Source organism: Pseudomonas sp. WT-JTC, assembly GCF_056711565.1.
In genome coordinates this window covers 2,288,543-2,315,042 of the sequence record NZ_CM160042.1, presented here as the reverse complement: position 1 = coordinate 2,315,042, position 26,500 = coordinate 2,288,543, and the positions used below count along the sequence as shown (strand labels likewise).

General features: G+C 57.9%; 28 protein-coding genes, 1 tRNA gene and 3 pseudogenes. 10 read left to right on the top strand and 22 right to left on the bottom strand.

Features of this window, described 5'->3' with window-relative positions:
- Nucleotides 1-75 precede the first annotated feature (75 nt).
- Together glyA and AC06G5_RS10595 are read right to left on the bottom strand one after the other, a co-directional pair.
- Nucleotides 76-1,029 carry a serine hydroxymethyltransferase gene (gene glyA / locus AC06G5_RS10600; RefSeq protein ID WP_480459419.1) on the bottom strand — a complete coding sequence of 318 codons (954 nt, stop codon included), beginning with the start codon at nucleotides 1,027-1,029 and terminating at the stop codon, nucleotides 76-78.
- Nucleotides 1,026-2,231, bottom strand: a complete 1,206-nt coding sequence (locus AC06G5_RS10595; protein WP_413421259.1) for a benzoate/H(+) symporter BenE family transporter — start codon at nucleotides 2,229-2,231, stop codon at nucleotides 1,026-1,028. The genes glyA and AC06G5_RS10595 overlap by 4 nt, the downstream gene beginning before the upstream one ends.
- 348 nt (nucleotides 2,232-2,579) lie before the next feature.
- Here AC06G5_RS10595 and AC06G5_RS10590 point away from each other — a divergent pair, with 348 nt between their 5' ends.
- Nucleotides 2,580-3,968, top strand: coding sequence for an aminotransferase-like domain-containing protein (locus tag AC06G5_RS10590; protein ID WP_413705213.1), 1,389 nt, complete (start codon nucleotides 2,580-2,582; stop codon nucleotides 3,966-3,968).
- 131 nt (nucleotides 3,969-4,099) lie between these two features.
- Nucleotides 4,100-4,285, top strand: a pseudogene (locus AC06G5_RS10585) (MerR family transcriptional regulator); the annotation flags it as partial.
- 28 nt (nucleotides 4,286-4,313) lie between these two features.
- On the opposite strand, the gene AC06G5_RS10580 reads toward AC06G5_RS10585, so the two are convergent.
- A complete protein-coding gene (locus AC06G5_RS10580; protein ID WP_480459416.1) occupies nucleotides 4,314-5,357 on the bottom strand; it encodes an NAD-dependent epimerase/dehydratase family protein in 1,044 nt (347 codons plus the stop codon).
- A gap of 286 nt (nucleotides 5,358-5,643) precedes the next feature.
- Here AC06G5_RS10580 and AC06G5_RS10575 point away from each other — a divergent pair, with 286 nt between their 5' ends.
- Together AC06G5_RS10575 and AC06G5_RS10570 are read left to right on the top strand one after the other, a co-directional pair.
- Nucleotides 5,644-6,018 (top strand): hypothetical protein, encoded by a 375-nt coding sequence (locus AC06G5_RS10575; protein WP_413421253.1) that lies wholly within the window; start codon nucleotides 5,644-5,646, stop codon nucleotides 6,016-6,018.
- 102 nt (nucleotides 6,019-6,120) lie between these two features.
- A pseudogene (locus AC06G5_RS10570) lies at nucleotides 6,121-6,462 on the top strand (site-specific integrase); the annotation flags it as partial.
- A 121-nt stretch (nucleotides 6,463-6,583) separates the two neighbouring features.
- On the opposite strand, the gene AC06G5_RS10565 reads toward AC06G5_RS10570, so the two are convergent.
- From AC06G5_RS10565 to thrS, 9 genes are all read right to left on the bottom strand, one after another.
- Nucleotides 6,584-6,660, bottom strand: a tRNA-Pro gene (locus tag AC06G5_RS10565).
- A gap of 89 nt (nucleotides 6,661-6,749) precedes the next feature.
- Nucleotides 6,750-7,106 (bottom strand): MerR family transcriptional regulator, encoded by a 357-nt coding sequence (locus AC06G5_RS10560; protein ID WP_003179985.1) that lies wholly within the window; start codon nucleotides 7,104-7,106, stop codon nucleotides 6,750-6,752.
- Nucleotides 7,087-7,389 (bottom strand): integration host factor subunit alpha, encoded by a 303-nt coding sequence (ihfA, locus tag AC06G5_RS10555; protein WP_002553164.1) that lies wholly within the window; start codon nucleotides 7,387-7,389, stop codon nucleotides 7,087-7,089. Before ihfA ends, AC06G5_RS10560 begins: the two co-directional genes overlap by 20 nt.
- Nucleotides 7,390-7,392: 3 nt before the next feature.
- Nucleotides 7,393-9,771, bottom strand: coding sequence for a phenylalanine--tRNA ligase subunit beta (pheT, locus tag AC06G5_RS10550; RefSeq protein ID WP_480459414.1), 2,379 nt, complete (start codon nucleotides 9,769-9,771; stop codon nucleotides 7,393-7,395).
- 26 nt (nucleotides 9,772-9,797) lie between these two features.
- Nucleotides 9,798-10,814, bottom strand: coding sequence for a phenylalanine--tRNA ligase subunit alpha (gene pheS / locus AC06G5_RS10545; protein ID WP_007992477.1), 1,017 nt, complete (start codon nucleotides 10,812-10,814; stop codon nucleotides 9,798-9,800).
- 109 nt (nucleotides 10,815-10,923) lie between these two features.
- The gene (rplT, locus tag AC06G5_RS10540) at nucleotides 10,924-11,280 is read right to left on the bottom strand and encodes a 50S ribosomal protein L20 (RefSeq protein WP_007905879.1); all 357 of its coding nucleotides are present in this window, start codon (nucleotides 11,278-11,280) and stop codon (nucleotides 10,924-10,926) included.
- A 28-nt stretch (nucleotides 11,281-11,308) separates the two neighbouring features.
- Nucleotides 11,309-11,503, bottom strand: coding sequence for a 50S ribosomal protein L35 (gene rpmI / locus AC06G5_RS10535; protein ID WP_002553160.1), 195 nt, complete (start codon nucleotides 11,501-11,503; stop codon nucleotides 11,309-11,311).
- Nucleotides 11,504-11,563: 60 nt separating this feature from the next.
- Nucleotides 11,564-12,115, bottom strand: coding sequence for a translation initiation factor IF-3 (gene infC / locus AC06G5_RS10530; protein WP_172435703.1), 552 nt, complete (start codon nucleotides 12,113-12,115; stop codon nucleotides 11,564-11,566).
- Complete coding sequence (gene thrS, locus AC06G5_RS10525; protein WP_413705290.1) at nucleotides 12,115-14,037, bottom strand: threonine--tRNA ligase; 1,923 nt, start codon at nucleotides 14,035-14,037, stop codon at nucleotides 12,115-12,117. The genes infC and thrS overlap by 1 nt, the downstream gene beginning before the upstream one ends.
- A gap of 383 nt (nucleotides 14,038-14,420) precedes the next feature.
- On the opposite strand from thrS, the gene AC06G5_RS10520 reads away from it, so the two are divergent.
- Nucleotides 14,421-14,720: a hypothetical protein gene (locus AC06G5_RS10520; protein ID WP_413422208.1), complete on the top strand. Its 300-nt coding sequence runs from the start codon at nucleotides 14,421-14,423 to the stop codon at nucleotides 14,718-14,720.
- A 291-nt stretch (nucleotides 14,721-15,011) separates the two neighbouring features.
- Nucleotides 15,012-15,224, top strand: coding sequence for a cold-shock protein (locus AC06G5_RS10515; protein ID WP_003179963.1), 213 nt, complete (start codon nucleotides 15,012-15,014; stop codon nucleotides 15,222-15,224).
- A gap of 70 nt (nucleotides 15,225-15,294) precedes the next feature.
- Here AC06G5_RS10515 and AC06G5_RS10510 read toward each other — a convergent pair whose 3' ends face one another.
- Nucleotides 15,295-15,615: an I78 family peptidase inhibitor gene (locus tag AC06G5_RS10510; RefSeq protein WP_057396100.1), complete on the bottom strand. Its 321-nt coding sequence runs from the start codon at nucleotides 15,613-15,615 to the stop codon at nucleotides 15,295-15,297.
- Nucleotides 15,616-15,781: 166 nt separating this feature from the next.
- The gene (locus tag AC06G5_RS10505; RefSeq protein ID WP_413422210.1) at nucleotides 15,782-16,087 is read right to left on the bottom strand and encodes a hypothetical protein; all 306 of its coding nucleotides are present in this window, start codon (nucleotides 16,085-16,087) and stop codon (nucleotides 15,782-15,784) included.
- A 134-nt stretch (nucleotides 16,088-16,221) separates the two neighbouring features.
- Between AC06G5_RS10505 and AC06G5_RS10500 the strand changes: the two genes are divergently transcribed.
- Nucleotides 16,222-16,413: a hypothetical protein gene (locus AC06G5_RS10500; protein WP_057396101.1), complete on the top strand. Its 192-nt coding sequence runs from the start codon at nucleotides 16,222-16,224 to the stop codon at nucleotides 16,411-16,413.
- A gap of 54 nt (nucleotides 16,414-16,467) precedes the next feature.
- On the opposite strand, the gene AC06G5_RS10495 is transcribed toward AC06G5_RS10500, so the two are convergent.
- The 8 genes from AC06G5_RS10495 to AC06G5_RS10460 form a co-directional block, all read right to left on the bottom strand.
- Nucleotides 16,468-17,436 carry a nucleoside hydrolase gene (locus AC06G5_RS10495; protein WP_413422260.1) on the bottom strand — a complete coding sequence of 323 codons (969 nt, stop codon included), beginning with the start codon at nucleotides 17,434-17,436 and terminating at the stop codon, nucleotides 16,468-16,470.
- Between the two features lie 103 nt (nucleotides 17,437-17,539).
- Nucleotides 17,540-17,944, bottom strand: coding sequence for a D-ribose pyranase (gene rbsD / locus AC06G5_RS10490; RefSeq protein WP_413422213.1), 405 nt, complete (start codon nucleotides 17,942-17,944; stop codon nucleotides 17,540-17,542).
- Entirely contained in the window at nucleotides 17,941-18,858 is a 918-nt protein-coding gene (gene rbsK, locus AC06G5_RS10485) for a ribokinase (RefSeq protein WP_413422215.1), read from the bottom strand. Before rbsK ends, rbsD begins: the two co-directional genes overlap by 4 nt.
- 74 nt (nucleotides 18,859-18,932) lie before the next feature.
- Nucleotides 18,933-19,952, bottom strand: coding sequence for a LacI family DNA-binding transcriptional regulator (locus AC06G5_RS10480; RefSeq protein WP_413422217.1), 1,020 nt, complete (start codon nucleotides 19,950-19,952; stop codon nucleotides 18,933-18,935).
- A 3-nt stretch (nucleotides 19,953-19,955) separates the two neighbouring features.
- Entirely contained in the window at nucleotides 19,956-20,933 is a 978-nt protein-coding gene (locus AC06G5_RS10475; protein ID WP_413422218.1) for an ABC transporter permease, read from the bottom strand.
- Nucleotides 20,930-22,483 carry a sugar ABC transporter ATP-binding protein gene (locus AC06G5_RS10470; protein WP_480459411.1) on the bottom strand — a complete coding sequence of 518 codons (1,554 nt, stop codon included), beginning with the start codon at nucleotides 22,481-22,483 and terminating at the stop codon, nucleotides 20,930-20,932. Before AC06G5_RS10470 ends, AC06G5_RS10475 begins: the two co-directional genes overlap by 4 nt.
- 55 nt (nucleotides 22,484-22,538) lie before the next feature.
- Nucleotides 22,539-23,495 (bottom strand): sugar ABC transporter substrate-binding protein, encoded by a 957-nt coding sequence (locus AC06G5_RS10465; protein WP_413422222.1) that lies wholly within the window; start codon nucleotides 23,493-23,495, stop codon nucleotides 22,539-22,541.
- Between the two features lie 194 nt (nucleotides 23,496-23,689).
- Nucleotides 23,690-24,148, bottom strand: a complete 459-nt coding sequence (locus AC06G5_RS10460) for a hypothetical protein (protein ID WP_413705293.1) — start codon at nucleotides 24,146-24,148, stop codon at nucleotides 23,690-23,692.
- A 350-nt stretch (nucleotides 24,149-24,498) separates the two neighbouring features.
- Between AC06G5_RS10460 and AC06G5_RS10455 the strand changes: the two genes are divergently transcribed.
- The 3 genes and pseudogenes from AC06G5_RS10455 to AC06G5_RS10445 all read left to right on the top strand — a co-directional run.
- Nucleotides 24,499-25,587: an asparaginase gene (locus AC06G5_RS10455; RefSeq protein ID WP_413422226.1), complete on the top strand. Its 1,089-nt coding sequence runs from the start codon at nucleotides 24,499-24,501 to the stop codon at nucleotides 25,585-25,587.
- A gap of 181 nt (nucleotides 25,588-25,768) precedes the next feature.
- Nucleotides 25,769-26,038, top strand: coding sequence for a DUF1654 domain-containing protein (locus AC06G5_RS10450; protein ID WP_057396111.1), 270 nt, complete (start codon nucleotides 25,769-25,771; stop codon nucleotides 26,036-26,038).
- Nucleotides 26,039-26,042: 4 nt separating this feature from the next.
- A pseudogene (locus AC06G5_RS10445) lies at nucleotides 26,043-26,411 on the top strand (endonuclease); the annotation flags it as partial.
- Nucleotides 26,412-26,500: the final 89 nt, after the last annotated feature.

Sequence of the window (26,500 nt, the reverse complement as noted above, 5' to 3'; positions counted from 1 at the left end):
TCGATGCTCCACGACGATAAGGCCCGTGAGCGTTTTTACACACTCCGGGCCAAAAGCAGACAGCTCCTCCAGCAATCAAATCAGCAGATACACCGGAAAGCATTCACACAAATGCATCACCCGACGCCGGGTGTTATCCAGCAGCGCCGCGTTGTTCGGCTGCTCCAGCAGATCGGCGATCAGGTTCGCCACTTCCGCACATTCCGCTTCACCAAAACCGCGGGTGGTCAACGCCGGCGTGCCGATGCGAATGCCACTGGTGATCGCCGGTTTCTGCGGATCGTCGGGTATCGCGTTTTTGTTCAACGTGATGTGGGCACTTTCCAGCAGCGCTTCGGCATCTTTGCCGGCGATGTTCATCGAACGCAGATCGAGCAGGAACATATGGCAATCGGTGCCCCCGGACACCACCCGCAAACCCCGTCGGGTGAGGATGTCGGCCATGGTCCTGGCGTTGCTGATCACCCGTTGCTGGTAATGCTTGAACCCATCGCTCAAGGCTTCATTGAACGCCACGGCCTTGGCGGCGATGATCATTTTCGGCCGATGCTCCCGGGCCAGGGCTTCCATTTCGGCGTAGTCGAGGGTTTCGGTTTCTTTCTCCAGCCCGTAGGAAAACGCCCGGTAGAACTTGCCGGAAAAATTCACCGAGGCACCGTGGGTCAGATGCCCGCCGCGAGCCAGTGACATCCCCAGAATCGTATCGCCGGGTTCGAGCACCGCCAGAAAAACGGCTTGGTTGGCCTGGGATCCGGAGTGCGGCTGGACGTTGACATATTCACAGTTGAACAGTTTGCGGGCGCGTTCGATGGCCAGGTTTTCGATCTCGTCGACGACCTTGCAGCCGCCGTAGTAGCGCTTGCCCGGATAACCTTCGGCGTACTTGTTGGTCAGCACCGACCCTTGGGCCTGGAGCACTTCTGCGCTGACATAATTTTCTGAAGCGATCAGCTCCAGGTGGGTTTCCTGGCGATTGCGTTCGTGGTCGATCAGGCGGGCAATGGCGGGATCTAAATGTTGCAGGCTCATGGTCGGCGGCCCTCAGCGAGGGCAGCGGTTTTGCTTTCCCGGGTGCAGGTCAGTACGAAGTTCGCCACGAGGCCGAAGATCAACCCCCAGAACGCAGCGGCCAAACCGAGGAAGCTCATGCCCGAGGCCGTCACCAGGAAAGTAATCAGCGCCGCTTCCCGTTGTTTCTCGTCTGCCATGGCGCCGGTCAGCCCGGCGCTGATTGCACCGAACAAGGCCAGGCCGGCAAGGGAGGCAATCAACTCTTTGGGCAGGGCGGAAAACACCGAGGCCAGGGTCGCGCCGAAGGTGCCCATCAGAATGTAGAACAGCCCGCAGGCAATCCCGGCGATGTAGCGTTTGTCGCGGTCTTCGTGGGCTTCGCGGCCGGTGCAGATCGCTGCTGTGATTGCTGCGAGGTTAAAGCCGTGGGAGCCGAACGGCGCCATCAGGACCGAGCCGATCGCGGTGACCGAAATGATCGAGCGCGCGGGGGTGTTGTAACCCGAGGTGCGCAACACCGCCATGCCCGGCACGTACTGGCCGGTCAGGGTCACCAGCGCCAATGGCAGGCCAATGTTGATGATCGCGTGCCAGCTCCACTCGGGGGCGATGAAGACCGGATGGGCCACGGCGATGGTGATCGAGCTGCCGTTGAGTTCACCGAACGAGGCCGCCACTGCACAGCCGACAATCAGTACCGAGAGAATCGCGTAGCGCGGCGAAAAGCGTTTGAAGATCAGGTAGGCCGCGATCATCGACAGCACCAGTTCCGGTTGCAGCTTGATCGAAGTGAACAGCTCGGCGCCGAAGCGGAACAGAATGCCCGCGAGCATGGCGGCGGCGATGGCTTTGGGCAGGCGTTTCATCAGTTTGTCGAACGCCCCGGACAAACCGACCACGGCAATGATCACCGACGCCACGACATAGGCGCCGATGGCCTGCGGCAGGGTGACGGTGGGCAACATCGTCACCAGCAACGCCGCACCCGGCGTCGACCACGCGGTGATCACCGGAACTCGCAGGCGCCAGCTCAGGAACAGGCCGGTAATACCACTGCCGATGGAAATGGCCCAGATCCACGAAGACACCAAGTCGTTGGGCAGGTGCGCCTCCTTGGCTGCCTGAAACACAATGATCAAAGGGCCGGCGTAGGAAATGATCACGGCAATAAAGCCCGCGATGACGGCTGACAGAGATAGATCCTTTCTGAGTGTGTCCATGATGTCTCGACTTGGCACGACAGAGTCGCGCAGTGAACAGGGAGGATTGAGTCGATTGCTTCGATTCTATATGAGTGTATTTGAAAGAATTGAGTTGATTCAATAGGTGACAGAGTTGTTACGAGATGTTTTTTTGCTATCAATGGCTGATTTTTCTCTATTTACTGCTTAAATATATGATTTACAAGCGAATTAGCCGTGTGAAAAATATCTTTTTTGAGCATTGGATATCGACTCAATCACAGGCTCAATCGAATCAATTTATCGATTGAGTCGATTTATCAGCTGCTTAACCTCCATGTGATATGCTCGGATATTCATCATTTCTACGATGGGCAGTGATCATTCATGTGGGTTCCCCAGCTAAGCGAGTTCAACCAGCCGATGTATTTGTCGATTGCCGATGCGTTGGCGCGCGATATCAGCAACGGCGTGTTGAATGAAGGCGATCGCTTGCCGACCCTGCGGGAGCTGGCCACTACCCTGAATGTCACGCCGGGCACCATCAGCCGGGCCTATAGCGAAGCCCATCGACGTCGCCTGGTGCAGGGGGAAGTGGGCCGCGGTACTTATGTGCTCAACCAGAAGCAGCTGGAACTGCCGGCGAGCAACAGCGCCGCACCGCTCAATCTGGGGCAATCCGAGTTACTCGATCTGTCGATCATCAAGCCCTATAGCGAAACCCTGGAGTACTGGTTGCGCGACGCCCTTGTGGGGATGGCCAAAAGCACCGATTTCGCCCGAGCCCTGGATTACGCGCCGGACGGCGGTCACCCGGCGCATCGCGAGGCGGGCGCGCAGTGGTTGCGCCATTCGTTGCCCGATGCGCAATGGCAGCAAGTGGTGATCACCGCCGGGGCCCAGCATGGCTTGATGGTCGCGATGAGCGCCCTGACCAACGCCGGTGACCTGGTGCTCTGCGAAGCGCTTTGCTACCCCGGTATCATTTCCCTGGCCCACGGCCTTGAGCGCCGCCTGCGTGGCGTACCGATGGACGACGAAGGGATCATTCCCGAAGCGTTGCGCGAACTGTGCGAGCGAGAGAAACCAGCGATGCTGGTTTGCGTGGCGACCTGCCAGAATCCGACGGCGGCGATCATGTCGCAAAAGCGTCGGGCCCAAATCGCGGCACTGGCCGAAGAATTCGACTTCATCATCCTCGACGACGACATCTATGGCTTCCTCGCCACCGATCCGTCAATCAAGCCGCTGTCGGCATTTGCGCCGGACCGTTCGGTGTACCTGACCAGCCTGTCGAAATCGATCATGCCGGCGCTGCGCGTCGGTTATATCCATAGCCCGCCGAAACTGCTGTCACGCCTGACCTCGATGGTGCGCAGCAGCGTCTGGATGCCGTCGCCGTTGACCGCACAACTGGCCAGCAATGTGATTACCGAAGGCCTGGACAAAAAACTGATCCGCATCCAGCGCAACGAAGCCGCCGGGCGACAAGCGATTGCCCGGGAAATCTTTGCCAATTTCGAACTCAAGACCCAGCCCTATTCGTACCACATCTGGTTGACGCTGCCCGAGCCGTGGACCAGCGACGAGTTCACCATGCTCGCCCGGGCCAACGGTGTGCTGGTACTCAGTGGCACCCAGTTCCAGGCTGAACGCTCCGGGATTTCCCGTTGTGTACGGCTGGTATTGATGTCGCCCACGAGCCAGGACGAATTGCGCTTCGCCCTGACCAAACTGGCCAGCCTGATCGAGTCCGACCCGCGACGGTACTACTGAGTCGCCGCAGGCTGGCATATTCGAAAGACCCACATCACCCGCGTGCTCCGCATGACGGTTGTGACGGTTACGGGCTGACTGGCAATCAAACGGACAAGGCATTCAACACATTTAAAAAAAGGAATTTAAGAATGTTCATTGGACGACTCGCCAGATTGACCGGCTGCACACCAAAAGCCATTCGACTGTATGAACAGATGGGCTTGATAAACGAGCCGGAACGCGACGGTCGATACCGGACCTACAACGCTCACCATCTGGAAATCGTCCACCTCATTCGCAGGGCACAAATTGCCGGTTTCAAACTGGCAGAGATGAGCCCCCTGATCAGCGCCAAAAACGAGCTCAAAGGCGAGATGAACTCATTGTTCGGTCCTGCACCGACGTCAGTTCTTCATAAGGCTGGGTCGATCGCCTGCCCAGATAGACAAAAGCTGACATCAGCGCCTCTTCGGGCGGTCGCGGATTGAACCCCAATTCAGTCTTCGCCTTGACGATGCTGTACTCCTGCCGAACGTTATGGAACAGGCGCACCTGGCTGAGCAGTAACCTGGAAGGCTTGCCAGTCAGTTGCGCGGCCCGTTCCTGCATCCAGGCAATGCAGACCAATAGCCACTGCGGGGCTCGCGGTGGCTGGCGATAACCCGGTGAAAGCGCATTGACGGCCTTGACCAGATTGGCGAGCGACGATGAGCGCTCATTCGCAAGAATATAGCGCTGCCCTGCCCGGCCCTTTTCGGCGGCCAGAATCAACCCCTCCGCCACGTCGCGCACATCCACGAAATTGAAATGGAACCCTGGGTCCAGCGGGATCTGACGCTGCCTGACTGATTCCAGAAACCCCATGGTATCGGTCAGCCGGGTCGCGTTTGGCCCCACCATCGCCGAGGGCAGTACCGACACCATCCAGAGCCCCAGGTCGTTGGCGGTCCGCCAGGCCATTTGCTCGGAGAGAATCTTGGATTTGTAGTAGGCATTTTCGGCCTCGTCATTCCAATGCGCTTCATCCAGAGCACTGCCGTCATGACCAACCGCGGCGACGGAACCGACATGGACGACACGCTTGACGCCCGCCCGTGCAGCGGCCTCCAACACACTACGTGCCCCCCGCACATTGGGCTCGACAATCTCGGTTTCCGGGCTTTTGGCCCAATGCCTGAAAACTGCCGCCACTTGAAACAGCACGTCGACACCGTCCAACGCCTTGAGCATTGCAGGCCCGTCCAGCAATTCGGCATAGACCAGCTCGCAATCAAGCCCCGCGAAGGGCGCCGTGTTACCGACGTCACGCACTCCGGCTCGGACTCTGTAGCCCTGACTGAGCAATGCTCTGACCAAGGTATTGCCCAAATGCCCATTGGCGCCCGTGACCAGACATAACTTGCTCACTGAAACTCCTTCTTCTGGAAGAGAACCATTCTGTTCAGGATCTAGAAAATCATAAAGTCTGTCCCCCAGGACAGAGTCAAGCGTGTCCTGGCACGTTAGTTCGAGTTATCAGAAAAACACGTCAATGAAATATTTAGACACATCCGCCCGACACAACATTCAACAGACTTAACACCCACAGGTGCAGGGTCTTTTTTGACTGCCCCCCTCCCGCACTCAAGCCCCTCACCTTCTCGCCGATACTGCGACTGCATACTTTGCTCAACATATTTTATGGAAGAAGGTAATGATCAGAAGTTCTTGGCTACTTGCTGTCCTCTGCTGCAGCGCCTCGTCTATAGCCCTGGCCAATGCTTCAAATGAGAAGGGGATTCACTGCGCGGCTTACTACGAAATACTGTCAGTAGCTGGTGACCAACCAGATATCAGTCGCAAACAGTCCTCACGAGCCTTTTACGCATTTCTAAAGCATGCCGGAGATACTCCTGAGGTCCAGGAACGCATTGCGCAGAAAATGGTGGATCTTGGCAAAGAAATGCCTGGGAAAATGACCTCCGAAAATGTTGCAAACTTCAGAGATAAGTATGATGCCCAGTGCCAAGCCTTACTGAAACCCGTTTGGTGCGAAGCCTATAAAGACCCGGGAGCTTGTGCTGAGTGACGCCTTTTCGGCGGATTCACACTTTAGCTATTGTCTATTGAAGCTCTACTCTCACATAGCCCGGCCTCGTATCGGGCTTTTTCATTTGGCCTCCCCGCTGCAGAGTTGCAGGCTGTCATCAGTAAATGCCGCGACGATATCGCCTCACCTTATCTGGCAAACCGCAAACCTGATCGCCTGAAACACAAACAGAAACAGGCACAGACCAAGGACCTCTGGACGAAGGCTGAAGAAAGATATTTGACCCGGGCGTTCAAAGACGCTCGGGAAGCGACGGAATGCGACAAGTAATGGAAGGAAGAGGAGATGCCGGGCTTCCACGAAGTGCGAGCGCTGTCGCTGTACCTGTACAAGAAAGCCGGAAAGGACGGGTAGAAAATCGCGAGACATGCGAGCGAAGGAATGACCAAGAACTACCAGCGGGACCACGCGGAAATCGTCTAGCCAGAGGCAATTCCCGACCTGAACATCAGCGAAATCACCGGCTAGTTTTGCGCGGGTTTTTCGCCAGCCTGAAACGAGAAAGGGGACCAAGCACCTAAGCACTTGATCCCCTTACGAAATATGGTCGGGACGGAGTGATTCGAACACTCGACCCCTAGCACCCCATGCTAGTGCGCTACCGGACTGCGCTACGCCCCGACTAGGCGTGAAACCTGTCCCTCATCTCGAGGAACGCTTAAGAATATATCGCAAGCTTTTGAAAACTGGAAGTATTTAAAAGCAGGAATTTATTTCTTGAGCACCACCAGAACATCTTCGAGCTCGGCGATCATCTGGCGGATCATTTGTTTGTATTGGGTGGTGTCGTCTTTGGCTTCATCGCCGGACAAACGCAGACGCGCTCCGCCGATGGTGAACCCCTGATCATAAAGAAGCGCGCGGATCTGCCGGATCATCAGCACGTCCTGGCGCTGATAATACCGGCGGTTTCCGCGGCGTTTGACAGGGTTGAGCTGAGGAAACTCCTGCTCCCAGTAGCGCAGCACGTGTGGTTTGACCGCACACAGCTCGCTGACTTCACCAATGGTGAAGTAGCGTTTGCCCGGGATGACGGGGAGCTCGTCGTTATGACTTGGTTCCAGCATAAGCCTCAACTCGGGCCTTCAACTTCTGCCCTGGACGAAAGGTGACCACACGGCGAGCCGTGATCGGGATTTCTTCCCCCGTTTTCGGATTGCGGCCAGGCCGCTGGCGTTTGTCCCGAAGGTCGAAATTGCCGAATCCGGACAATTTGACTTGTTCGTTGTCTTCGAGCGCGTGCCTGATTTCTTCAAAAAACAGTTCGACCAATTCCTTGGCCTCCCGTTTGTTCAGGCCCAGCTCTTCATACAGACGTTCCGCCATCTCAGCTTTCGTCAGAGCCCCCATACGTCACTTCCTTAACGTGGCGTTCAACCTTTGTTCGAGCGAGGTGAGGATGTTTTGCGTTGCGGTATTCACCTCATCGTCATTAAGAGTGCGCGATGGATGCTGCCAGGTCAAGCCGACTGCGAGGCTTTTTCTATCAGGATCAATACCTTTACCCTGATACACGTCAAATAGCCTGAGGTCTGTCAGCCATTCGCCTGCATTTTCACGGATTACATCCAGCACAGCCGTGGCTGCGACGTCTTTGTGTGCAATCAGTGCAAGGTCACGACGCACTTCAGGAAAGCGCGATAACTCGTGGAATTCAGGCATCTTGCCCAGCGCCACTTCCGCCAGAACCAGCTCGAAGACGAAGACCGGACGGTCGAGACCGAGGTTTTTCGACAATTCAGGATGGATAGCGCCAATGAAGCCGACCAGACGACCTTCACGCTCGATGCGCGCGGTTTGACCCGGGTGCAACGCCGGGTGCTTGCCCGGTACGAAAGTGAAGGAATCCAGCGCACCGGCAAAACCCAGAACTGCTTCGACATCGGCCTTGACGTCGAAGAAGTCGACGGTATCGCGACCCTGCGCCCAGCCTTCCGGCAGGCGGCTACCGCAGACAACACCCGCCAACATCGGCTCTTGCTTCAGGCCTTCGAGCTGGCCAACGAAACGCAGGCCGCTTTCGAACAGACGCACGCGATCCTGCTGGCGGTTCAGGTTGTGCTGAAGCGCCTTGACCAGACCCGGCCACAGGGACGAACGCATGGCCGCCATGTCGTTGGAAATCGGGTTGGCGAGCAGCAATGGCTCCACCCCTGGATTAAACAGCTCGAACTGTTTCGGATCGATGAAGCTGTAGGTAATTGCTTCCTGATATCCACGGGCAACCAGCAGGCGGCGCAGTTCAGGCAGATCGCTGCGCGCTTCGGCCTTGGCTTGTGGCGCCAGACGGGCTTGCGGGTAGCGAACCGGCAGACGATTGTAACCGTACAGACGGGCCAGCTCTTCGATCAGGTCGACTTCCAGGCTGATATCAAAACGGAAGCTTGGCACTTCAACGCGCCACTGCCCTGCCCCATCGGCAGTAATGGTCAGGCCCAAAGCACCGAGCAGACGCTCGACTTCGGTCGAATCCATTTCCATGCCCAGCATCTGGGTGATGCGTTGGGCGCGCAGGGTGATCGGCGCGATCGACGGTAAGTGTTGTTCGCTGACGGTTTCGACAATCGGGCCCGCTTCGCCACCGGTGATTTCCAGCAGCAGGCCAGTGGCGCGCTCCATGGCTTCACGGGCCAGCTTCCAGTCCACGCCACGCTCGTAGCGATGCGAGGCGTCGGTGTGCAGGCCATAGGAACGAGCCTTGCCAGCGACGGCGATCTGGTCGAAGAACGCGCTTTCCAGGAATACATCGCGCGTGGTCGCGGACACACCGCTGTGCTCGCCCCCCATGACACCGGCAATCGCCAGAGCGCGGGAATGGTCGGCAATCACCAGCGTATCGCTACGCAGGCTGACTTCCTGACCGTCGAGCAATACCAGCTTCTCGCCTTCTTCGGCCATGCGCACACGGATGCCACCGTTGATTTCGGCGAGATCGAAAGCGTGCAGCGGCTGACCCAGTTCCAGCATCACGTAGTTGGTGATGTCGACGGCGGCGTCGATGCTGCGCACTTCGGCGCGACGCAGGCGCTCAACCATCCACAGCGGCGTAGGCCGGGACAGGTCGACGTTACGAATCACACGACCCAGGTAACGCGGGCACGCGGCGGGCGCCAGCACTTCTACCGAGCGCACTTCGTCGTGCGCGGCAGGAACCGGAGCCACCACCGGACGGACTACCGGCGCTGCGTACAGTGCACCGACTTCACGCGCCAGACCCGCCAGGGACAGGCAGTCACCACGGTTCGGGGTCAGATCGACCTCGATGCTGGCGTCTTCCAGATCCAGGTAAACACGGAAATCCTCACCCACCGGCGCATCGGCCGGCAGTTCCATCAGACCGTCATTGCCTTCACCAACCTGCAGCTCGGTTTGCGAGCACAGCATGCCGTTGGATTCAACGCCACGCAGCTTGGCCTTCTTGATCTTGAAGTCGTCTGGCAGCTCGGCGCCGATCATGGCGAAAGGAATCTTCAGGCCCGGGCGCACGTTTGGCGCACCGCAAACAACCTGGAAGGTTTCCGAACCGTTGCTGACCTGGCACACGCGCAGCTTGTCGGCGTCCGGGTGCTGCTCGGTGCTCAACACCTCGCCAACGACCACGCCGCTGAAAACACCGGCGGCCGGCGTAACGCTATCGACCTCAAGACCGGCCATCGACAGACGAGCAACCAGCTCGTCGCGACTTACCTGCGGGCTAACCCAGCCACGCAGCCATTGTTCACTGAATTTCATCCTGCTCTCCTAAGAATTCGTTACGACTAGCGAAATTGCGCAAGGAACCGCAAGTCGTTGTCGAAGAACAGACGCAAGTCGTTCACGCCGTAACGCAGCATGGCCAGACGCTCAACGCCCATGCCGAAGGCAAAGCCCGAGAACTCTTCCGGGTCGATACCGGACATGCGCAGCACGTTCGGGTGAACCATGCCGCAGCCCATCACTTCCAGCCAGCCAGTCTGCTTGCAGACGCGGCAGCCTTTACCGCTGCACATCACGCATTCCATGTCGACTTCAGCGGATGGCTCGGTGAACGGGAAGTACGAAGGACGGAAACGCACGGCCAGTTCTTTTTCGAAGAACACCCGCAGGAACTCTTCGATGGTGCCTTTGAGGTCGGCGAAATTGATGTCGCGATCGACCAGCAGGCCTTCGACCTGGTGGAACATCGGCGAGTGGGTGATATCGGAGTCGCTACGGTATACGCGGCCTGGGCAGACGATGCGGATCGGCGGCTGTTTCGACTCCATGGTGCGGACCTGTACCGGCGAGGTATGGGTGCGCAACAACATGTTCGCATTGAAATAGAAGGTGTCATGCATCGACCGGGCCGGGTGATGGCCTGGGATGTTGAGCGCTTCGAAGTTGTGATAATCGTCTTCGACCTCAGGGCCTTCGGCGATGCCGTAGCCAATACGGGTGAAGAACTGTTCGACGCGTTCCAGAGTGCGGGTGACCGGATGCAGACCACCGGAGGTCTGACCGCGGCCAGGCAGGGTCACGTCAATGGACTCGGCAGAGAGTTTGGCAGCCAGGTCGGCTTCTTCAAACAATGCCTTGCGCGCATTAAGGACCTCTGTGACACGTTCCTTGGCAACGTTGATCAGAGCACCGACCTGCGGACGCTCCTCTGCCGGCAAATTCCCCAGGGTCTTCATCACCTGAGTCAATTCACCCTTCTTGCCAAGGTAGTGAACCCGGATTTGCTCCAGGGCATTGATATCTTCAGCGCTTTGCACAGCCTCTAGAGCTTGAGAGACGAGCGCATCCAGGTTTTCCATGTACAGACTCCAGATACAAAATAGGGGAAGAGCTTGAAGGCTCTTCCCCTATTTATGACGTTTAACACCTGACCCCACAGATGCGAGGCCGGGTGACTGTCGGGGGTACTTAAGCCAAGGTGGCTTTAGCTTTCTCGACAATCGCAGCAAACGCCGCTTTTTCGTTCACTGCCAGATCAGCCAGAACCTTACGGTCGATCTCGATGGACGCTTTTTTCAGGCCGGCGATGAAACGGCTGTAGGACAGACCGTTGATACGAGCACCAGCGTTGATACGAGCGATCCACAGAGCGCGGAACTGACGTTTTTTCTGACGACGGTCACGGTAGGCGTATTGGCCTGCCTTGATTACCGCTTGCTTGGCAACACGGAATACGCGCGAGCGAGCGCCGTAGTAGCCTTTAGCAAGTTTCAGAATTTTTTTGTGACGTTTACGGGCAATGACGCCACGCTTTACACGAGCCATGAGTTACTTCCTCTATTCTTGACTAAAATTAACGAAGGCGCAGCATGCGCTCGACTTTTGCCACGTCAGACGGATGCAGCAAGCTGCTACCGCGCAGTTGACGCTTACGCTTGGTCGACATTTTGGTCAGGATGTGGCTCTTGAAAGCGTGCTTGTGCTTGATACCGTTAGCAGTTTTCAGAAACCGCTTAGCAGCACCACTTTTGGTCTTCATTTTTGGCATGTTCGGATACTCCGCATTCAGTTGATAAACATAATCAGAAGGCCTGCCGTGCCCTGTTGATTACTTCTTCTTTTTCGGGGCGATGACCATGATCAGCTGGCGTCCTTCCATCTTAGGATGCTGTTCGACCGAACCGTACTCGAGCAAGTCACCTTCAACTCGCTTGAGGAGTTCCATCCCCAGCTCCTGGTGGGCCATCTCACGGCCGCGGAATCGCAAGGATACCTTGGCCCTGTCCCCGTCACTCAGGAAACGTACCAGGTTGCGCAGTTTTACCTGGTAATCCCCTTCCTCCGTCCCTGGACGAAACTTGATTTCTTTAACCTGAATCTGCTTCTGGTTTTTCTTGGCCGCAGCAATCTGCTTCTTCTTTTCGAAGATCGATTTGCCGTAGTCCATCAGTTTGCAAACAGGTGGTACTGCATCGGCGGAAATCTCCACCAGATCCAGCTTGGCCTCTTCAGCCTTAAGAAGCGCGTCTTCGATTGACACAATCCCGAGCTGTTCACCTTCAGCCCCAATTAACCGAACCTCGCGTGCCGAGATATTCTCGTTGATCGGGGCTTTCGGTGCAGTTCGTTTATCTTGTCTCATTTCACGCTTAATAATAATTACTCCGAATCTTGGCGACCACGCCGGGAAACCGCTTGGGCGAGGAACTCAGCGAACTGGGCGACGGGCATCGAGCCCAGGTCAGCACCTTCACGAGTACGCACAGCGACAGTCTGCATCTCGACTTCCCGATCTCCGATAACCAAGAGATAAGGAACCTTGAGCAAAGTATGCTCGCGGATTTTAAAGCCGATCTTTTCATTTCTCAAGTCGGACTTGGCACGAAACCCGCTTTCGTTGAGAGTTTTTTCGACTTCGGCGGCAAAATCTGCCTGTTTATCAGTGATGTTCATCACCACTGCCTGGGTCGGAGCCAGCCACGCCGGGAATGCGCCCTCGTAGTTCTCGATCAGAATTCCGACGAAACGCTCGAAAGACCCCAGGATCGCCCGGTGCAGCATGACCGGGTGCTTGCGGCTGTTATCTTCGGAGACGTATTCGGCTCCCAGACGGACAGGCAGGTTAAAATCGAGCTGCAGGGTACCACACTGCCAGACGCGACCGAGGCAATCTTTCAGCGAGAACTCGATCTTCGGACCGTAGAACGCACCCTCGCCCGGCTGCAGATCGTACGGCAGGCCCGCGCTATCAAGGGCTGCAGCCAATGCCGCTTCGGCGCGATCCCAAAGCTCATCGGAACCGACGCGTTTTTCCGGACGAGTGGACAGTTTCATTTCGACTTCTTTAAAGCCGAAGTCGGCGTAGACGTCCATGGTCAGCTTGATGAACGCAGCGGACTCGGCCTGCATCTGCTCTTCTGTGCAGAAGATGTGGGCGTCGTCTTGAGTGAATGCACGCACGCGCATGATGCCGTGCAAGGCACCCGATGGCTCGTTACGGTGGCAGGCACCGAACTCGGCCAGGCGCATCGGCAACTCGCGGTAGCTTTTCAGGCCCTGGTTGAACACCTGCACGTGGCAAGGGCAGTTCATTGGCTTGATCGCGTAGTCGCGGTTTTCCGACTGCGTGGTGAACATGTTGTCGGCGTAGTTGGCCCAGTGCCCGGATTTCTCCCACAGGCTGCGGTCAACGACTTGCGGCGTCTTGATCTCGAGATAGCCGTTGTCGCGCTGAACCTTGCGCATGTACTGTTCGAGAACCTGGTACAAAGTCCAGCCATTGGGGTGCCAGAACACCATGCCCGGCGACTCTTCCTGGGTGTGGAACAGGCCCAGGCGCTTGCCGATCTTGCGGTGATCGCGTTTTTCGGCTTCTTCAATGCGCTGGATGTAAGCCGCCAGTTGCTTCTTGTCCGCCCAAGCGGTGCCGTAGACGCGTTGCAATTGCTCGTTCTTGGCATCGCCGCGCCAGTAGGCGCCGGACAGTTTGGTCAGCTTGAAGGATTTCAGGAAGCGAGTGTTCGGCACGTGCGGACCGCGGCACATGTCGACGTATTCTTCGTGATAGTACAGACCCATGGCCTGCTCGTTCGGCATGTCCTCGACCAGGCGCAACTTGTAGTCTTCGCCACGGGCCTGGAACACTTCGATCACTTCGGCGCGCGGAGTGACTTTCTTGATCACGTCGTAATCTTTCTCGATCAGCTGCTGCATGCGCTGTTCGATGGCCGCCAGGTCGTCCGGGGTGAAAGGACGTTCGAAGGCAATGTCGTAATAGAAACCTTCGTCGATGACCGGACCGATGACCATTTTGGCGGTCGGGTACAACTGCTTGACCGCGTGGCCAACCAGGTGGGCGCAAGAGTGGCGAATGATCTCCAGCCCCTCTTCATCCTTTGGCGTGATGATTTGCAGCGACGCGTCGCTGTCGATGATGTCGCTGGCGTCGACCAGCTTGCCATTGACCTTGCCGGCGACGGTGGCCTTGGCCAGGCCTGCACCGATGGATGCGGCGACCTCGGCTACGGAAACCGGGTGATCGAATGAACGTTGACTGCCGTCGGGAAGAGTAATAGTTGGCATGGCGCCTCCTCTCCTAGTGGTGACCCCTACCAAAGGTCACGTGGGTTGGGATGAGCCAGTACAAGATCCGGTCCAGGCCATTCAATGACGAACGCCTGCCTTACAGCGGCAGGAGCCTTGCGGCCAACCGGAAAACCGAACCAGAGTGACTGGGATTCAAATCAGGGTTAATCGCGCATCTGCCGCTACCGGGACTGAAGGTCCGTCGGAGCCTGCAAACGCCCGAGCGAGGCATGCTAGCACAGATGAACGGTTATCGACTTGCACGCATTCAGACCGTGAAGATTTACTCACTCTTATGACGCAGAGTGAACTTGAGATGTACGAGTCGCCTCAAATTGACTGAGAATCGCCACAGATACCGATCCCAAGGAGTTCATGTCATGCGCCTTACCCGTCTTTTTGCCGTTGCCGCCCCACTTGCCCTGCTGTTGCCGCTGAGCGCCCACGCCGCTTGGCCAGCAGGCGTGAAAGCGCAGTACATGGGCGACTGCACAAAAGCCGCAAGCCAAAGCATTAATCCGGCCGAAGCAAAGAAACACTGCGCATGCGGCGCCGACGTGCTGGAAAAGAAATTCACCACACAAGAGATCGCGCAACTGATGGACAAAAACAACCCGCCAAGCGCTGATCTGGGCCAGCGCGCCCTGAAAGAAATTTCGGTGTGCAGAGTCCAGAAATAGAGCTTTGCAGGACGTTTTTGAGGAGTCCAGGGGGCCAATACAGCCAAATATCGGCTGATTTGCATAATTTACGCAGCTTTTACGGGTTTTTTTACTCCCCTATTTTGTAGCGCAAACCCCCTGAAACCGGGGCTCTCAGCCATTCACGACAGTGAAAGACGTGCAATATGAAAGCAAACAACACGTCTGGGGGGGTCCCAAAGCGAACATTTCGACTATGATACTCGGGTGTGCCCAGTTGGCCTGAGCAGCACAGTACTACTGAAAATATATGTTTCTTGGAGATACACCATGTCTAATCGCCAAACCGGCACCGTTAAATGGTTCAACGATGAAAAAGGCTTCGGCTTCATCACTCCTCAAGGTGGCGGTGACGACCTGTTCGTACACTTCAAAGCTATCGAAAGCGACGGTTTCAAAAGCCTGAAAGAAGGCCAGACCGTTTCCTTCGTGGCTGAGAAAGGCCAAAAGGGTATGCAAGCTGCTCAAGTTCGCCCAGAGTAATTTCCAGGCGCACTAAAAAAACCCCGTCCATGTGACGGGGTTTTTTATGGGTGAAACAAAAGCCGAAGGATCAGCCGCAGTTGACGCGGGTGACCACCCTGTTGGCATCGGTGTTCAGGTTCAGGCGATCGGAACGGTACTCCAGCGTCACCATGTCGGTTGGCAGCAGGAACCGTGCGTTTTGTGCCCCTGCGCGGGTACGCGCCTGCTCAAGCAACTGCGGCGATGCCTGCTTGCCGATGGTGAACTCGGCAGCCTTCGCTTCACAACGGCTGTGACCCGTGTCAGTCGTCGCAACATCAGTTGTTGCCGACTCCGTAGAGGCGGTACTGCAACCGGCCAGCGTGGCAACGGCCAACAAAGTACCCAATGACGCGAGCTTCCAAGGCATGAAGCCTCCTTTTTTCAAAGATTATGCTGAGATCGTGCGACCACCAGACTGGCGTTTGGTTTCACAGGCAGTGCCAGCACCCTGCCTGCAATCCGGACGAGCCGCGATTTTGCCTGAGCAGCGCCCTCCCCTTGATCACTGAATCGTGACTGAATATGAACGACGCTCAATAGACGTCGATATAGTCGTAAGGCGGATTGGGCCAGTTTGCTTTCAAGGCGTTGAAGATTTGCATGACCCAGACTTCATCGCTGGCCGCGACCCGCCCGACATAACCGGAGCCCTTGGCCCAGGTTTCGAGACGAAACAACAGCCCGTCGATATCGGTACCGCCCACGACGCCCGAGGAGATGTAGGCAATGCCTCCCTTGGTGACCCGCAACTGAGTGTGCTCATCGTCACTGGCGCTGGCCAGCAACTGACGCACAGCCTCAAGGGTCAGGCCATCTGGAGAGTTCAGATCGATCTGCACAGCGCATTCCTTGAATATTGATCAAAGACCAAGTGTCGCATAGCACTCCTTTCCTGCCTAAGTCGGCGTGTCAAAAGCCCCGCGAAATGGTTAACTCGGCACTCAGACTTCTCCCCGACTTCACGAGTGCCAACATGACCACCGTAAGCATCGACGCTGACATCAAGGCCAAGTGGCAGGACGGCCACAGCTCCTACAGTCCAAGCAGCACGGAAGAGCTTGCCATTATCGGTATCGACCTATTGGTCAGGGACCTTGGAACCGAAGCCGCCCAATCGTTCATCGAGCAGATTTTCGAGAAACACCGGTCGGCCCAGAAGGCCTGAGCTGTCAGCGGGCGGGAGTGAAACCCGCAAGCGGGCACCTGCGGGATATGCTGCCTATTTCAGGCGGGCCAGACGCTCGACCAGCAGGTCGAAAAAGCCCTGGGCATCGCCATTTTCAACCCAGAAGGCATTCCTTGGCGCTTTCAAGCCGTCATACCAGTCAACGATGGTTTGCCCGAAGGTCGGTCCTTCGCGGCTGTCGACCACCACGTTGACCGAGCGACCGCTGAACAATTGCGGCTTGAGCAGGTAAGCGACAACCGTGGCGTCATGCACCGGACCGCCCGGAATGCCGTAGTGCTCCATGTCGCCCTTGATGTATTCATTGAGAATGTCGCCCACCAATCGGCTGGCGTTGTTATTAAGCGCGGCAATCTGTTTCAGGCGCGCTTCGCTGGTGAGGATCTTGTGGGTCACGTCCAGCGGCAGGTAGGTCAGCTTCACGCCACTGTTGAGCACCACTTCGGCGGCGTGCGGATCGGCGAACAGGTTGAACTCGGCCACCGGCGTGATGTTGCCGCCATTGAAGTGCGCACCGCCCATGACCACCACTTCCTTGATGCCCTGGACAATTCCCGGCTCCTGGATCAGCGCCAGGGCCAGATTGGTCTGCGGCCCAAGCATGGCGATAGTGATGCTGTGGGGCCTGGCCGATTTAAGGGTCTCAATCAGATAAGTGATGGCGCTGCCCTTGGCCAGCTCCTGCCTGGGCTCATGCACGGCAATGCCCGACAACCCTTCCTTGCCATGAATGTCCTCGGCGTAGACGGGTGCACGCATCAGGGGCCTGGGTGCCCCCGCATAGACCGGCACCTCTTCGCGCCCCGCCCACTCCAGGGCCAATCGCGCATTGCGCGAGGTCTTGTCCAGGCGAACGTTGCCCGCAACGGTGGTCAATGCCCGAACATTCAGCTCGTCCGGCGATGCCAGGGCGAACAACAAGGCAACGACATCGTCGGCCCCTGGATCGGTGTCGATGATCAAGTCGATCTTTTGCGCCGCCTGGGCGTTCGTTGCGGTCATCAGGGACAAAAGCGGAAGACTCCGGAGCAGTGGGTGCAGTTTCCGAACATGGCGATACGTGGCGCACTCCTTGCGCCGGGAAAATCAAAACGCGGGCCGTCAGTCAAAATGTTACGCCAGCGACCAGCACAATGTTGCAGTACGGCTGGCACTCGCCGGTACGAACAATCGCTCTCGCTTGTCGGCTCAGGACCTTGAACTGTTCATGGGTGAGCACCTCGCGCCGACCCAGCGCACCTTCGCCGTCCAGCTCATCCAGTGCGACAAGGGTCGTCGGCTTTTTATCGAAGATTTCCTGAGCCAGCACATGGCTTTCAACCTGCATCTCACTGAGCACCACCTTCAAGGTGCTGACAAAATCCGGAATGCCATGGGTCAAGGCCAGGTCGATCAATTCAACGCCTGGAGGAACCGGCAGCCCTGCATCCCCGATGACGACCCTGTCGCCATGCCCCAATGAGGCGATCAGCCGCGACAGCGCAATGTTAAGCAGTGGGGTCTTTTTCATGGTGTTTTAAACGCCTGCACTTCGCTCAAGGCGGGAATCGAAGGTTGTGCACCGGCACGGGTGACCGACAGCGCTGCGGCCACCTGTCCGAAGCGGATCGCCTGCGCCTCGTCTTTACCCGCGGCCAGCGCCGCAGCAAAACCGCCCACGAACGTATCGCCCGCCGCGGTGGTATCGACAGCCTTTACGGCGGGCGCGGGGAAATGCTCGAAGCGTTGGCCATCGGCAAACAGCGAACCTTGCGCACCGAGAGTGATGATCACCTTGCCGGCGCCCAGGGCAATCAGCCGGGTTGCTGCGGCTTGCGCTGCCTCCAGGGAGTCGACCGCAAGACCGCTCAGGGCCGACGCTTCGCTCTCGTTGGGGATCAGGTAATCGATAGACGCGTACCAGTCCGATGGCAGCGGACGGCTGACCGGTGCCGGGTTGAGGATAACCGTCTTGCCCAGCTCGCGGCCGCGCTTGAGCGCATGGCCAACAGACGCATCGGGCACTTCCAGCTGACAGATGAGCACGTCCGCCGCCTGAATCACCGAATCAAAACGGCCAATGGCTTCAGCGGTCAATGCACCGTTGGCACCGGGGACGATCACGATGGAGTTCTGGCTGCTGTCGTCGACCACAATCAACGCCACGCCGCTGGAACCGTCAACGGTGCTGACTGCCTGGCAATCGATCTGCTCAGCCAACAGCGCACCGCGCAGCGCCTCACCATACGCGTCATTGCCCACGCACCCGATCATCGACACCTCGGCTCCCAGCCGCGCAGCAGCCACGGCCTGATTGGCGCCCTTGCCGCCGGAGACGGTGGCAAACGACTGACCAATCAATGTTTCACCGCCCTTGGGCAAGCGCGGCGCCCGGGTCACCAGGTCCATGTTCAAACTGCCTATTACCACTACTTTTGCTGGCATACATTGCTACTCATCGATTCTGTTTCGGCGGCGCTGTTGGGTCAGCGGCTTTCTGTTTTCAACGGCTCTCTGTTTCAACGGAATTGGGCAAACACGCCGGCCAGCGGCGCAGTCGATTCACGCATGACGATACTCGGCGTCACGATCCGCTGATCGGTCACCAGGTCCGGCGTGGCGATGCGCCGTAACAGCACTTCGGCGGCCATTTCGCCGAGTTGCAGGATCGATTGCCCGACCGTGGTCAACGACGGGTAGACATACCGACTCATCTGGATATCGTCGAAGCCGATCACCGACAACTCGCTTGGTACGCGGATATTGCGCTCGGCGGCGGCCCGCAGTACGCCGATGCCGATCATGTCGTTGGCGGCAAAAATGGCGCTAGGCGGATTGCTTTCCAGCAAAACCGCGGCAGCGCTGTAGCCGCCAGTGCTGGTGAAATCGCTTTCCAGCATGCGCCCGGGAGAGACTTCGACACCCGCCTCTCTCAAGGCCCGGCAATAACCCGCCAGACGCATCTGCGCCACACTGGTGTTTTCCGGCCCGCTGATCGTGGCGATATCCCGATGCCCCAACTCCAGCAGGTGCCTGGTCGCCAGGTACGCGCCGTATTCATGGTCGATGCGCACCAGGTCCGCATCGACACCGTCCAGTCCACGGTCGACGATCACCATGGGTGTGCGCACGCCTTTCAGGCCTTGCGCCAGGCCAATGTCACCGCCGGCCGAGGCGACAATCAGGCCGTCGATGCGTTTTTCCAGCAGCACACGCAGGTAGCTGCGCTGCTTGTCCGGATTGTCGTCGGAGTTGCACAGGATGACGCAGTAACCGTTTCGCTCGCAGTAATCCTCGATACCCCTGGCCAGTTCGGCGAAATACGGGTTGAGGTTGTTGGGGACCAACAGGCCGATGGTCGCCGTGGTTTTGGCCTTGAGTGAACGGGCCACGGCACTGGGAACGTAGTCGAGGGTCTTGATCGCCGCCTCGACCTTGATCCGCACCTCTTTACTGACCGGGCGGGTCTTGTTCACCACATGGGAAACCGTGGTGTAGGAAATGCCCGCCAGGGCTGCCACATCTTTGATAGTCGCCATGACTCAGGTCCGCCGGCTTGCGCGTTGACTGCGATAAGTGTCCAGCACAACCGCCACCACAATCACCGCGCCGGTAATGATGCGCTTGGTCGGCTCGGTTGCCCCGATCTGCGCCAGCCCCGCGGCCAGCACGGAAATGATCAGGACACCAAAAAACGTGCTGATCACCGAGCCGCGGCCGCCCATCAGGCTGGTCCCGCCGATCACCACGGCTGCAATCACTTGTAACTCAAGACCGGAGCCTGCGTTCGGGTCGGCGGCTTCCAGGCGAGAAATCTGGAACAACGCAGCAATACCGGCCAGCAACCCCATCAGGCTGAAGACCAGGATTTTATAGGGTTTTGGATTGATCCCCGCCAGCCGCACGGCCTCTTCGTTGGTACCGATACCGATCAGGTAGCGTCCGAACACCGTGCGAGTCAACACGGCCTGAGCAATGAAAATGATCAGCAACGCAATGATGAACGACGGCGAAATGCCGAAGGCGATCGGATTGGACAACCAGGCGAATGCATCGCCGATGTAGGCCGTGCGCGAGCCGGTCATCTGATACGCCAACCCGCGAGCCATTTCCAGCACGCCCAGGGACACGATGAATGACGGTATCCGCCACGCCACAGTGATCGAACCGGTGATGGTACCGGCGAGCGCCGCGATGGCCATGCCCAGCAGCGCCGCCGGCAGAACGCCCCAGCCCCAGCCAAGAATCGCCACGCTCACGGTCGAGGCCGCCAGCGCCAGCACCGAGCCTACCGACAGGTCGATGCCACCGATGATCAACACGAAGGTCATGCCGACCGCCAAGACCATCAGGTCCGGAATCTGGTTCGCCAGGGTGCTGAAAGTATCGTACGAGAGGAAATGACTGCTCAGCACCGAGAACAGCACGATCATCGCCAACAAGGCACCCGCCAGGCCCAGATAGGTGCCCAGGCCGTAGAAGCTGGCATTACGTTTGCCGGCGAAAGAAGCGGTATTCATGGAAGATCCCTAGGCGCGACTTCAAAGAGCTGCGCATCACGTTTTTGGTAGCCGGCGAAAGCCGCGGCAAGCAACTCATCCTGGGTCCAGCTATCGCGATCGAATGTATCGATCAGGCTTCCTGCCGACAGCACACCGATCCGGTCGCAGATCAGCATCAGCTCACGCAAGTCGCTGGAGACCACCACCAGCGCCTTGCCCTGGCGGGTCAACTCACCGAGCAGGTTGTAGATATCGAACTTGGCGCCGACGTCGATACCTCGGGTCGGCTCGTCGAACAGCAGCACCGAGCAGTCGCGTTCCAGCCAACGACCGATGACGACTTTCTGCTGATTGCCGCCGGACAGCTCGGACACCAACTGTGCCGGACCGGAGCTGCGAATGCGCATGGCGTCAATCTGACGCTGGGCCAGGGCGCGCTCCTTATCGTTGTCGACAAAGCCCGCGCCGGAGATGCCGGGCATGTTGCCCAAAGCGATATTGGCGCCGATTGACTGCGTCAACAAAAGGCCTTCGCCCTTGCGATCCTCTGTGATCAACGCGATGCCATGCCCGACCGCATCCACTGGCGAGCGAATGCTGACGACTTGCGCCGGCGCGCCCAGGGCGATCGTACCGCTGTCGGCGATATCGGCACCGAAGATCAGTCGCAGCAACTCGGTGCGACCCGCGCCGATCAAACCGGAAATGCCGAAAATCTCACCGGCACGGACTTCGAACGACACGTCGCGAACCTTGTCGGCACGGGACAGGCCCTTGACCGTCAACACCGGAGCGCCGATCTTGCGCACGCCCATATCGATGTGTTCGCCGAGCTCGCGCCCGACCATCAAGGTGACCAGTTGCTCGCTGTTGTAGTTGGCCATCGGTTCGACACAGACCAGGTTGCCATCGCGTAGCACGGCAATGCGCTGCGCGACCCGCGCCAACTCTTCGAGGCGATGGGAGATGTAGATGATCGATACGCCGCGAGCCTGCAGGCGGGTGATCTGCTCGAACAGCATTTCGACTTCGCGCGCAGTGAGCATCGCCGTCGGCTCATCGAGAATCAGCACCTGACAATCGCCAATCAGGTTGCGGGCGATCTCGACCATTTGCTGGTGGCCGATGCCCAGCTCACCGACCAGGGTGTCCGGGTCAATGGCGTCGAGTCCGACCTGAGCCATGGCCTCGATGGCAGCGTTGCGTAACTGCTTGCGACTGATCCAGCCGCCGTTGCTCGGCAGATTGTGGAGAAACAGGTTTTCCGCCACCGACAAGGTCGGCAGCAGGTTGAGTTCCTGCATGACCATGCGGATACCCAGCTCTTCAGCCTGAGCCCGGCTACCCGGGCGGTAGTCCTGCCCTTGAAACTGCATGTGACCGGTGGTCGGCGTGACCAGCCCGCCAATAATCTTCGAAAGCGTGCTTTTGCCTGCGCCGTTCTCGCCAGTCAACGCCAGCACTTCACCGCGCATGAGCGTCAGGTCAATGCCGGCCAGAACCGGTTGGGCGTAGGTCTTGCCGATACCGCTGACCGAGAGGACAGCGTTCGTAGCGCAAGCGGACATAAAAATTCTCCATGCGCCCGTCCGGCTGGACGAGCGCCGTTGCGTCGCCAGAAGCTTACTTGGTAACCAGCTCTACCGGTGTTTCGATCACGCCATTGGCGCCGCCGTCGACCTTGTCGCCCTTGAGAATTTTCAATGCCGTCTCGATGCCGAACACTGCTTGCCTGGCCGCAAACTGGTCTGCCGTGGCCAGCACACGACCATCCTTGAGCATTGGCTGGATGGCGTTGATGTTGTCGTAGCCGACCACTTGCACCTTGCCGGCCTTGCCCGCGGCGCGCACCGCAGACACCGCACCGACCGCCATGCTGTCGTTGCCGGCCAGCAGGGCCTTGGTTTGCGGGTATTCACTGAGAATCGACGCGGCCACCTTGTTACCTTTGTCGATCTCCCAGTCACCGGACTGCAGGGACACGACCTTGATCTGCGCCGCTTCCATCGCATCCTTGAAACCTGCGGTCCGCTGCTGGGCATTGGTGGTGGTGGACACGCCTTCGATGATGCCGACTTCGTCTCCGGCCTTCAGCTGTCTGGCCAGGTAATCGCCCACCAGTCGTGCACCCTTGCGATTGTCCGGGCCCACGAACGGAACGTTGATGTTTTTGCTTTTGACGACGGCGGGGTCCAGCTGGTTATCGATGTTGATCACGGTGATGCCGGCATCGATGGCTTTCTTGATCACCGGAACCATGGCTTTGGAGTCTGCTGGCGCGATGACCAGTGCATTGACCTTGGCCAGGATCATTTGCTCGACGATGCGCGTCTGGCCTGCGGTGTCGGTTTCATCCTTGATGCCGTTGGAGATGAGCTCGAATTCGCCGGAGTGATCCTTCTGGTAGGCCTTGGCGCCGTCCTCCATTGTCAGGAAGAACTCGTTGGCCAGGGATTTCATGACCAGTGCGACTTTCGGTTTTTCAGCAGTTTCGGCAAAAGCCGAAGAGACAGGCAGTGCAGCGGATGCGGCCGCCAGCATAGCGACAGCGAGAAGGCGTCCAGCGAATGGCAGCTTCATGGGTTCACTCCGATCTTATGATTATTGTGAGCAACGCGTGCGCTGGCGTAAGTTCCACGACCCACCGCGATGAATAGTCATCACTAGAGCCGCGCAAACGTTTGCGCGAACCGAACTATGCGAACCCTGCCGCTATTTGTCAACGACCTGAAAAATGCTTTCAGAGATGTTCTGCGAAAAAAACGGCATTCAGCTCATGCCGTGGTGTTGACCACCGATCCCGTGCCAGAACCCTTGGTCAGCTCTTTGATCAGGCTCGCACTCACTTGCAGGATGGCGCCGTTGGTGTCGGCAACCTGCCCCTGAATGGCGGCTACCGCGGTGGTCCTGGCTTCCGGAGTCGGATAGGACGCCGCCTGGGCCTGCGCCAGTTGCTGCTGTTGCTCACGCAATTGCTGTTGCAGCTCCTTCAGACGTTTAAGCAAGACCTTCACCGCAACGCTGGTGTTGTCGCTCGTTTGCGTTTCGGCCTGTGCGCCGGCACTCCCTCCCAACCCTATTGGGCCCGTTTTAACCCGGGCGCCGCCTTCCTTTGTCCCCTGCGCTTGAGCAGCCACATCCTCTGTCGCATCGCCCAAAGCACGAATGGTGGTCGCAGACTTTCCCCCGATGGTGATGCCCGCGGCATTTGGGAAGCCAATAGTTAACGACATGTGAACTCCTGCAGAAAAAGATCCCTTGAAGGAGCATCGACCGACGCACGCGTTTCTTTAGTCATTAACGACGTTTTGATGCGTTGAAATCTTAAACAGGACTGCCATCCGTTTCGGAGAGCCGAACGCAAAAGCCGAACATGTTCGGCAATCCGAACATCCAGCCTCGAAATCACATCGGACACAAACAGCAATACCATTACAAATCATTAAGTTACGCGTGTTTTTCGATTCAAAGTATTACTGGTACAGATCCTGCTCTTCTCCTCGTACCCCGACGCTCAGATTCGCCAGGGGCATATCTAGATGAACCTGCATCAGCACCGTCTCACAACTAGAAGAGAAAAATAATGACATCTGCACTCAAGACCTTTGTTCCGGGCGCCTTGGCCCTCCTGCTGCTTCTGCCCACTGCCCTTCAGGCCAAAGAAGCCGAAACCCGACAGAAACTGGCCAACGTGGTGATCCTGGCCACCGGCGGCACCATTGCCGGCGCTGGCGCCAGCGCCGCCAACAGCGCGACCTACCAGGCGGCGAAAGTCGGCATTGAACAGTTGATCGCCGGCGTTCCTGAACTGAGCCAATTGGCTAACGTTCGCGGCGAACAGGTCATGCAAATCGCCTCCGAAAGCATCACCAACGAAAATCTGCTGCAACTGGGTCGCCGCGTAGCCGAACTGGCCGACAGCAAAGACGTTGATGGCATCGTGATCACCCACGGCACCGACACCCTGGAAGAAACCGCATACTTCCTGAACCTGGTGGAAAAAACCGACAAGCCGATCATTGTCGTGGGCTCCATGCGCCCGGGCACCGCGATGTCCGCCGATGGCATGCTGAACCTGTATAACGCGGTGGCCGTGGCCGGCAGCAAAGATGCACGGGGCAAAGGCGTGCTGGTGACCATGAACGATGAAATCCAGTCGGGTCGCGACGTCAGCAAAATGATCAACATCAAGACCGAAGCGTTCAAAAGTGCCTGGGGTCCGCTGGGCATGGTGGTAGAAGGCAAATCCTACTGGTACCGCCTGCCGGCCAAGCGTCACACCATGGATTCCGAATTCGACATCAAGACCATCAAGAGTCTGCCTGACGTCGAGATCGCCTATTCCTATGGCAACGTCAGCGACACCGCCTACAAGGCCCTGGCTCAGTCCGGCGCCAAAGCCATCATCCACGCCGGCACCGGCAATGGCTCGGTATCGTCGCGAGTGGTCCCCGCCCTGCAAGCCCTGCGCAAGGATGGCGTGCAGATCATTCGCTCCTCCCACGTCAACGCCGGCGGTTTTGTATTGCGCAACGCCGAACAGCCTGACGACAAATACGACTGGGTCGTGGCCAACGACCTGAATCCGCAAAAAGCCCGGGTCCTGGCGATGGTCGCGTTGACCAAAACCAATGACAGCAAAGAGCTGCAACGGATGTTCTGGGAATACTGATTCACCCTCGCCCGACCGGATCCGGTCGGGCACCACGTGCGCCATTCGCCAACCCTGGCGAGTGGCTGCCACTGGATCTGACAAAAAACTCCCTTCGCCTTACGCCAAATGCAACAAACCGTTGTCAGAGGATTTTCTCGATTTTTAAGCAGTTGCGAAATGGCCTACAGTTAAATACTGTATGCACGTACAGCTTAATAAGGAAAACTCCGTGGACACCACCTCTACCTCTCCTGACACCTATGTACGCATGGGCCTGCGCGTTCAGAAAATCATCAACTCTCCCACCGCACAAAAGGCCAGGGCAGCGCTGATCTTCCGCCTTCCTGATGAGCCGGTGGATGAATGGGAACGCTTGCTGGAAGAAATCGACGAGAACGACAACGTCACCCTCGCCTATCGCGACGATGGCGGCGTGCAGATTTTCTGGGTTGTGCCGAAGGAAGATTGAGTCGATGAGTGTCCGCTGGCTTGCTGTGTTGTTTCTGTTTTTTGCCATGGGCGCGCAAGCCGATGCTCCGCGCACGTTCACCGAAGCGAAAAAGGTCGCATGGAAGCTCTACGCCCCCCAATCCACCGAGTTTTACTGTGGCTGCAAGTACACCGGCAACCGGGTAAACCTGGCCGCCTGCGGTTATGTGCCACGTAAAAATGCCAAACGCGCATCCCGCATCGAATGGGAGCATATCGTTCCGGCCTGGCAAATCGGTCATCAACGCCAGTGCTGGCAAGCGGGCGGCCGCAAGAACTGCACCCGCTACGACCCGGTTTACCAGAAGGCCGAGGCTGACTTGCACAACCTGGTGCCCAGCATTGGCGAGGTTTATCTACTAGCGTCCGTGTAACCCAGTTTTGTTGACAACTCATTGTGGCAAGCTAGTCTGAACCTGTGCTTGCTCAGAGGGTGCAGCGT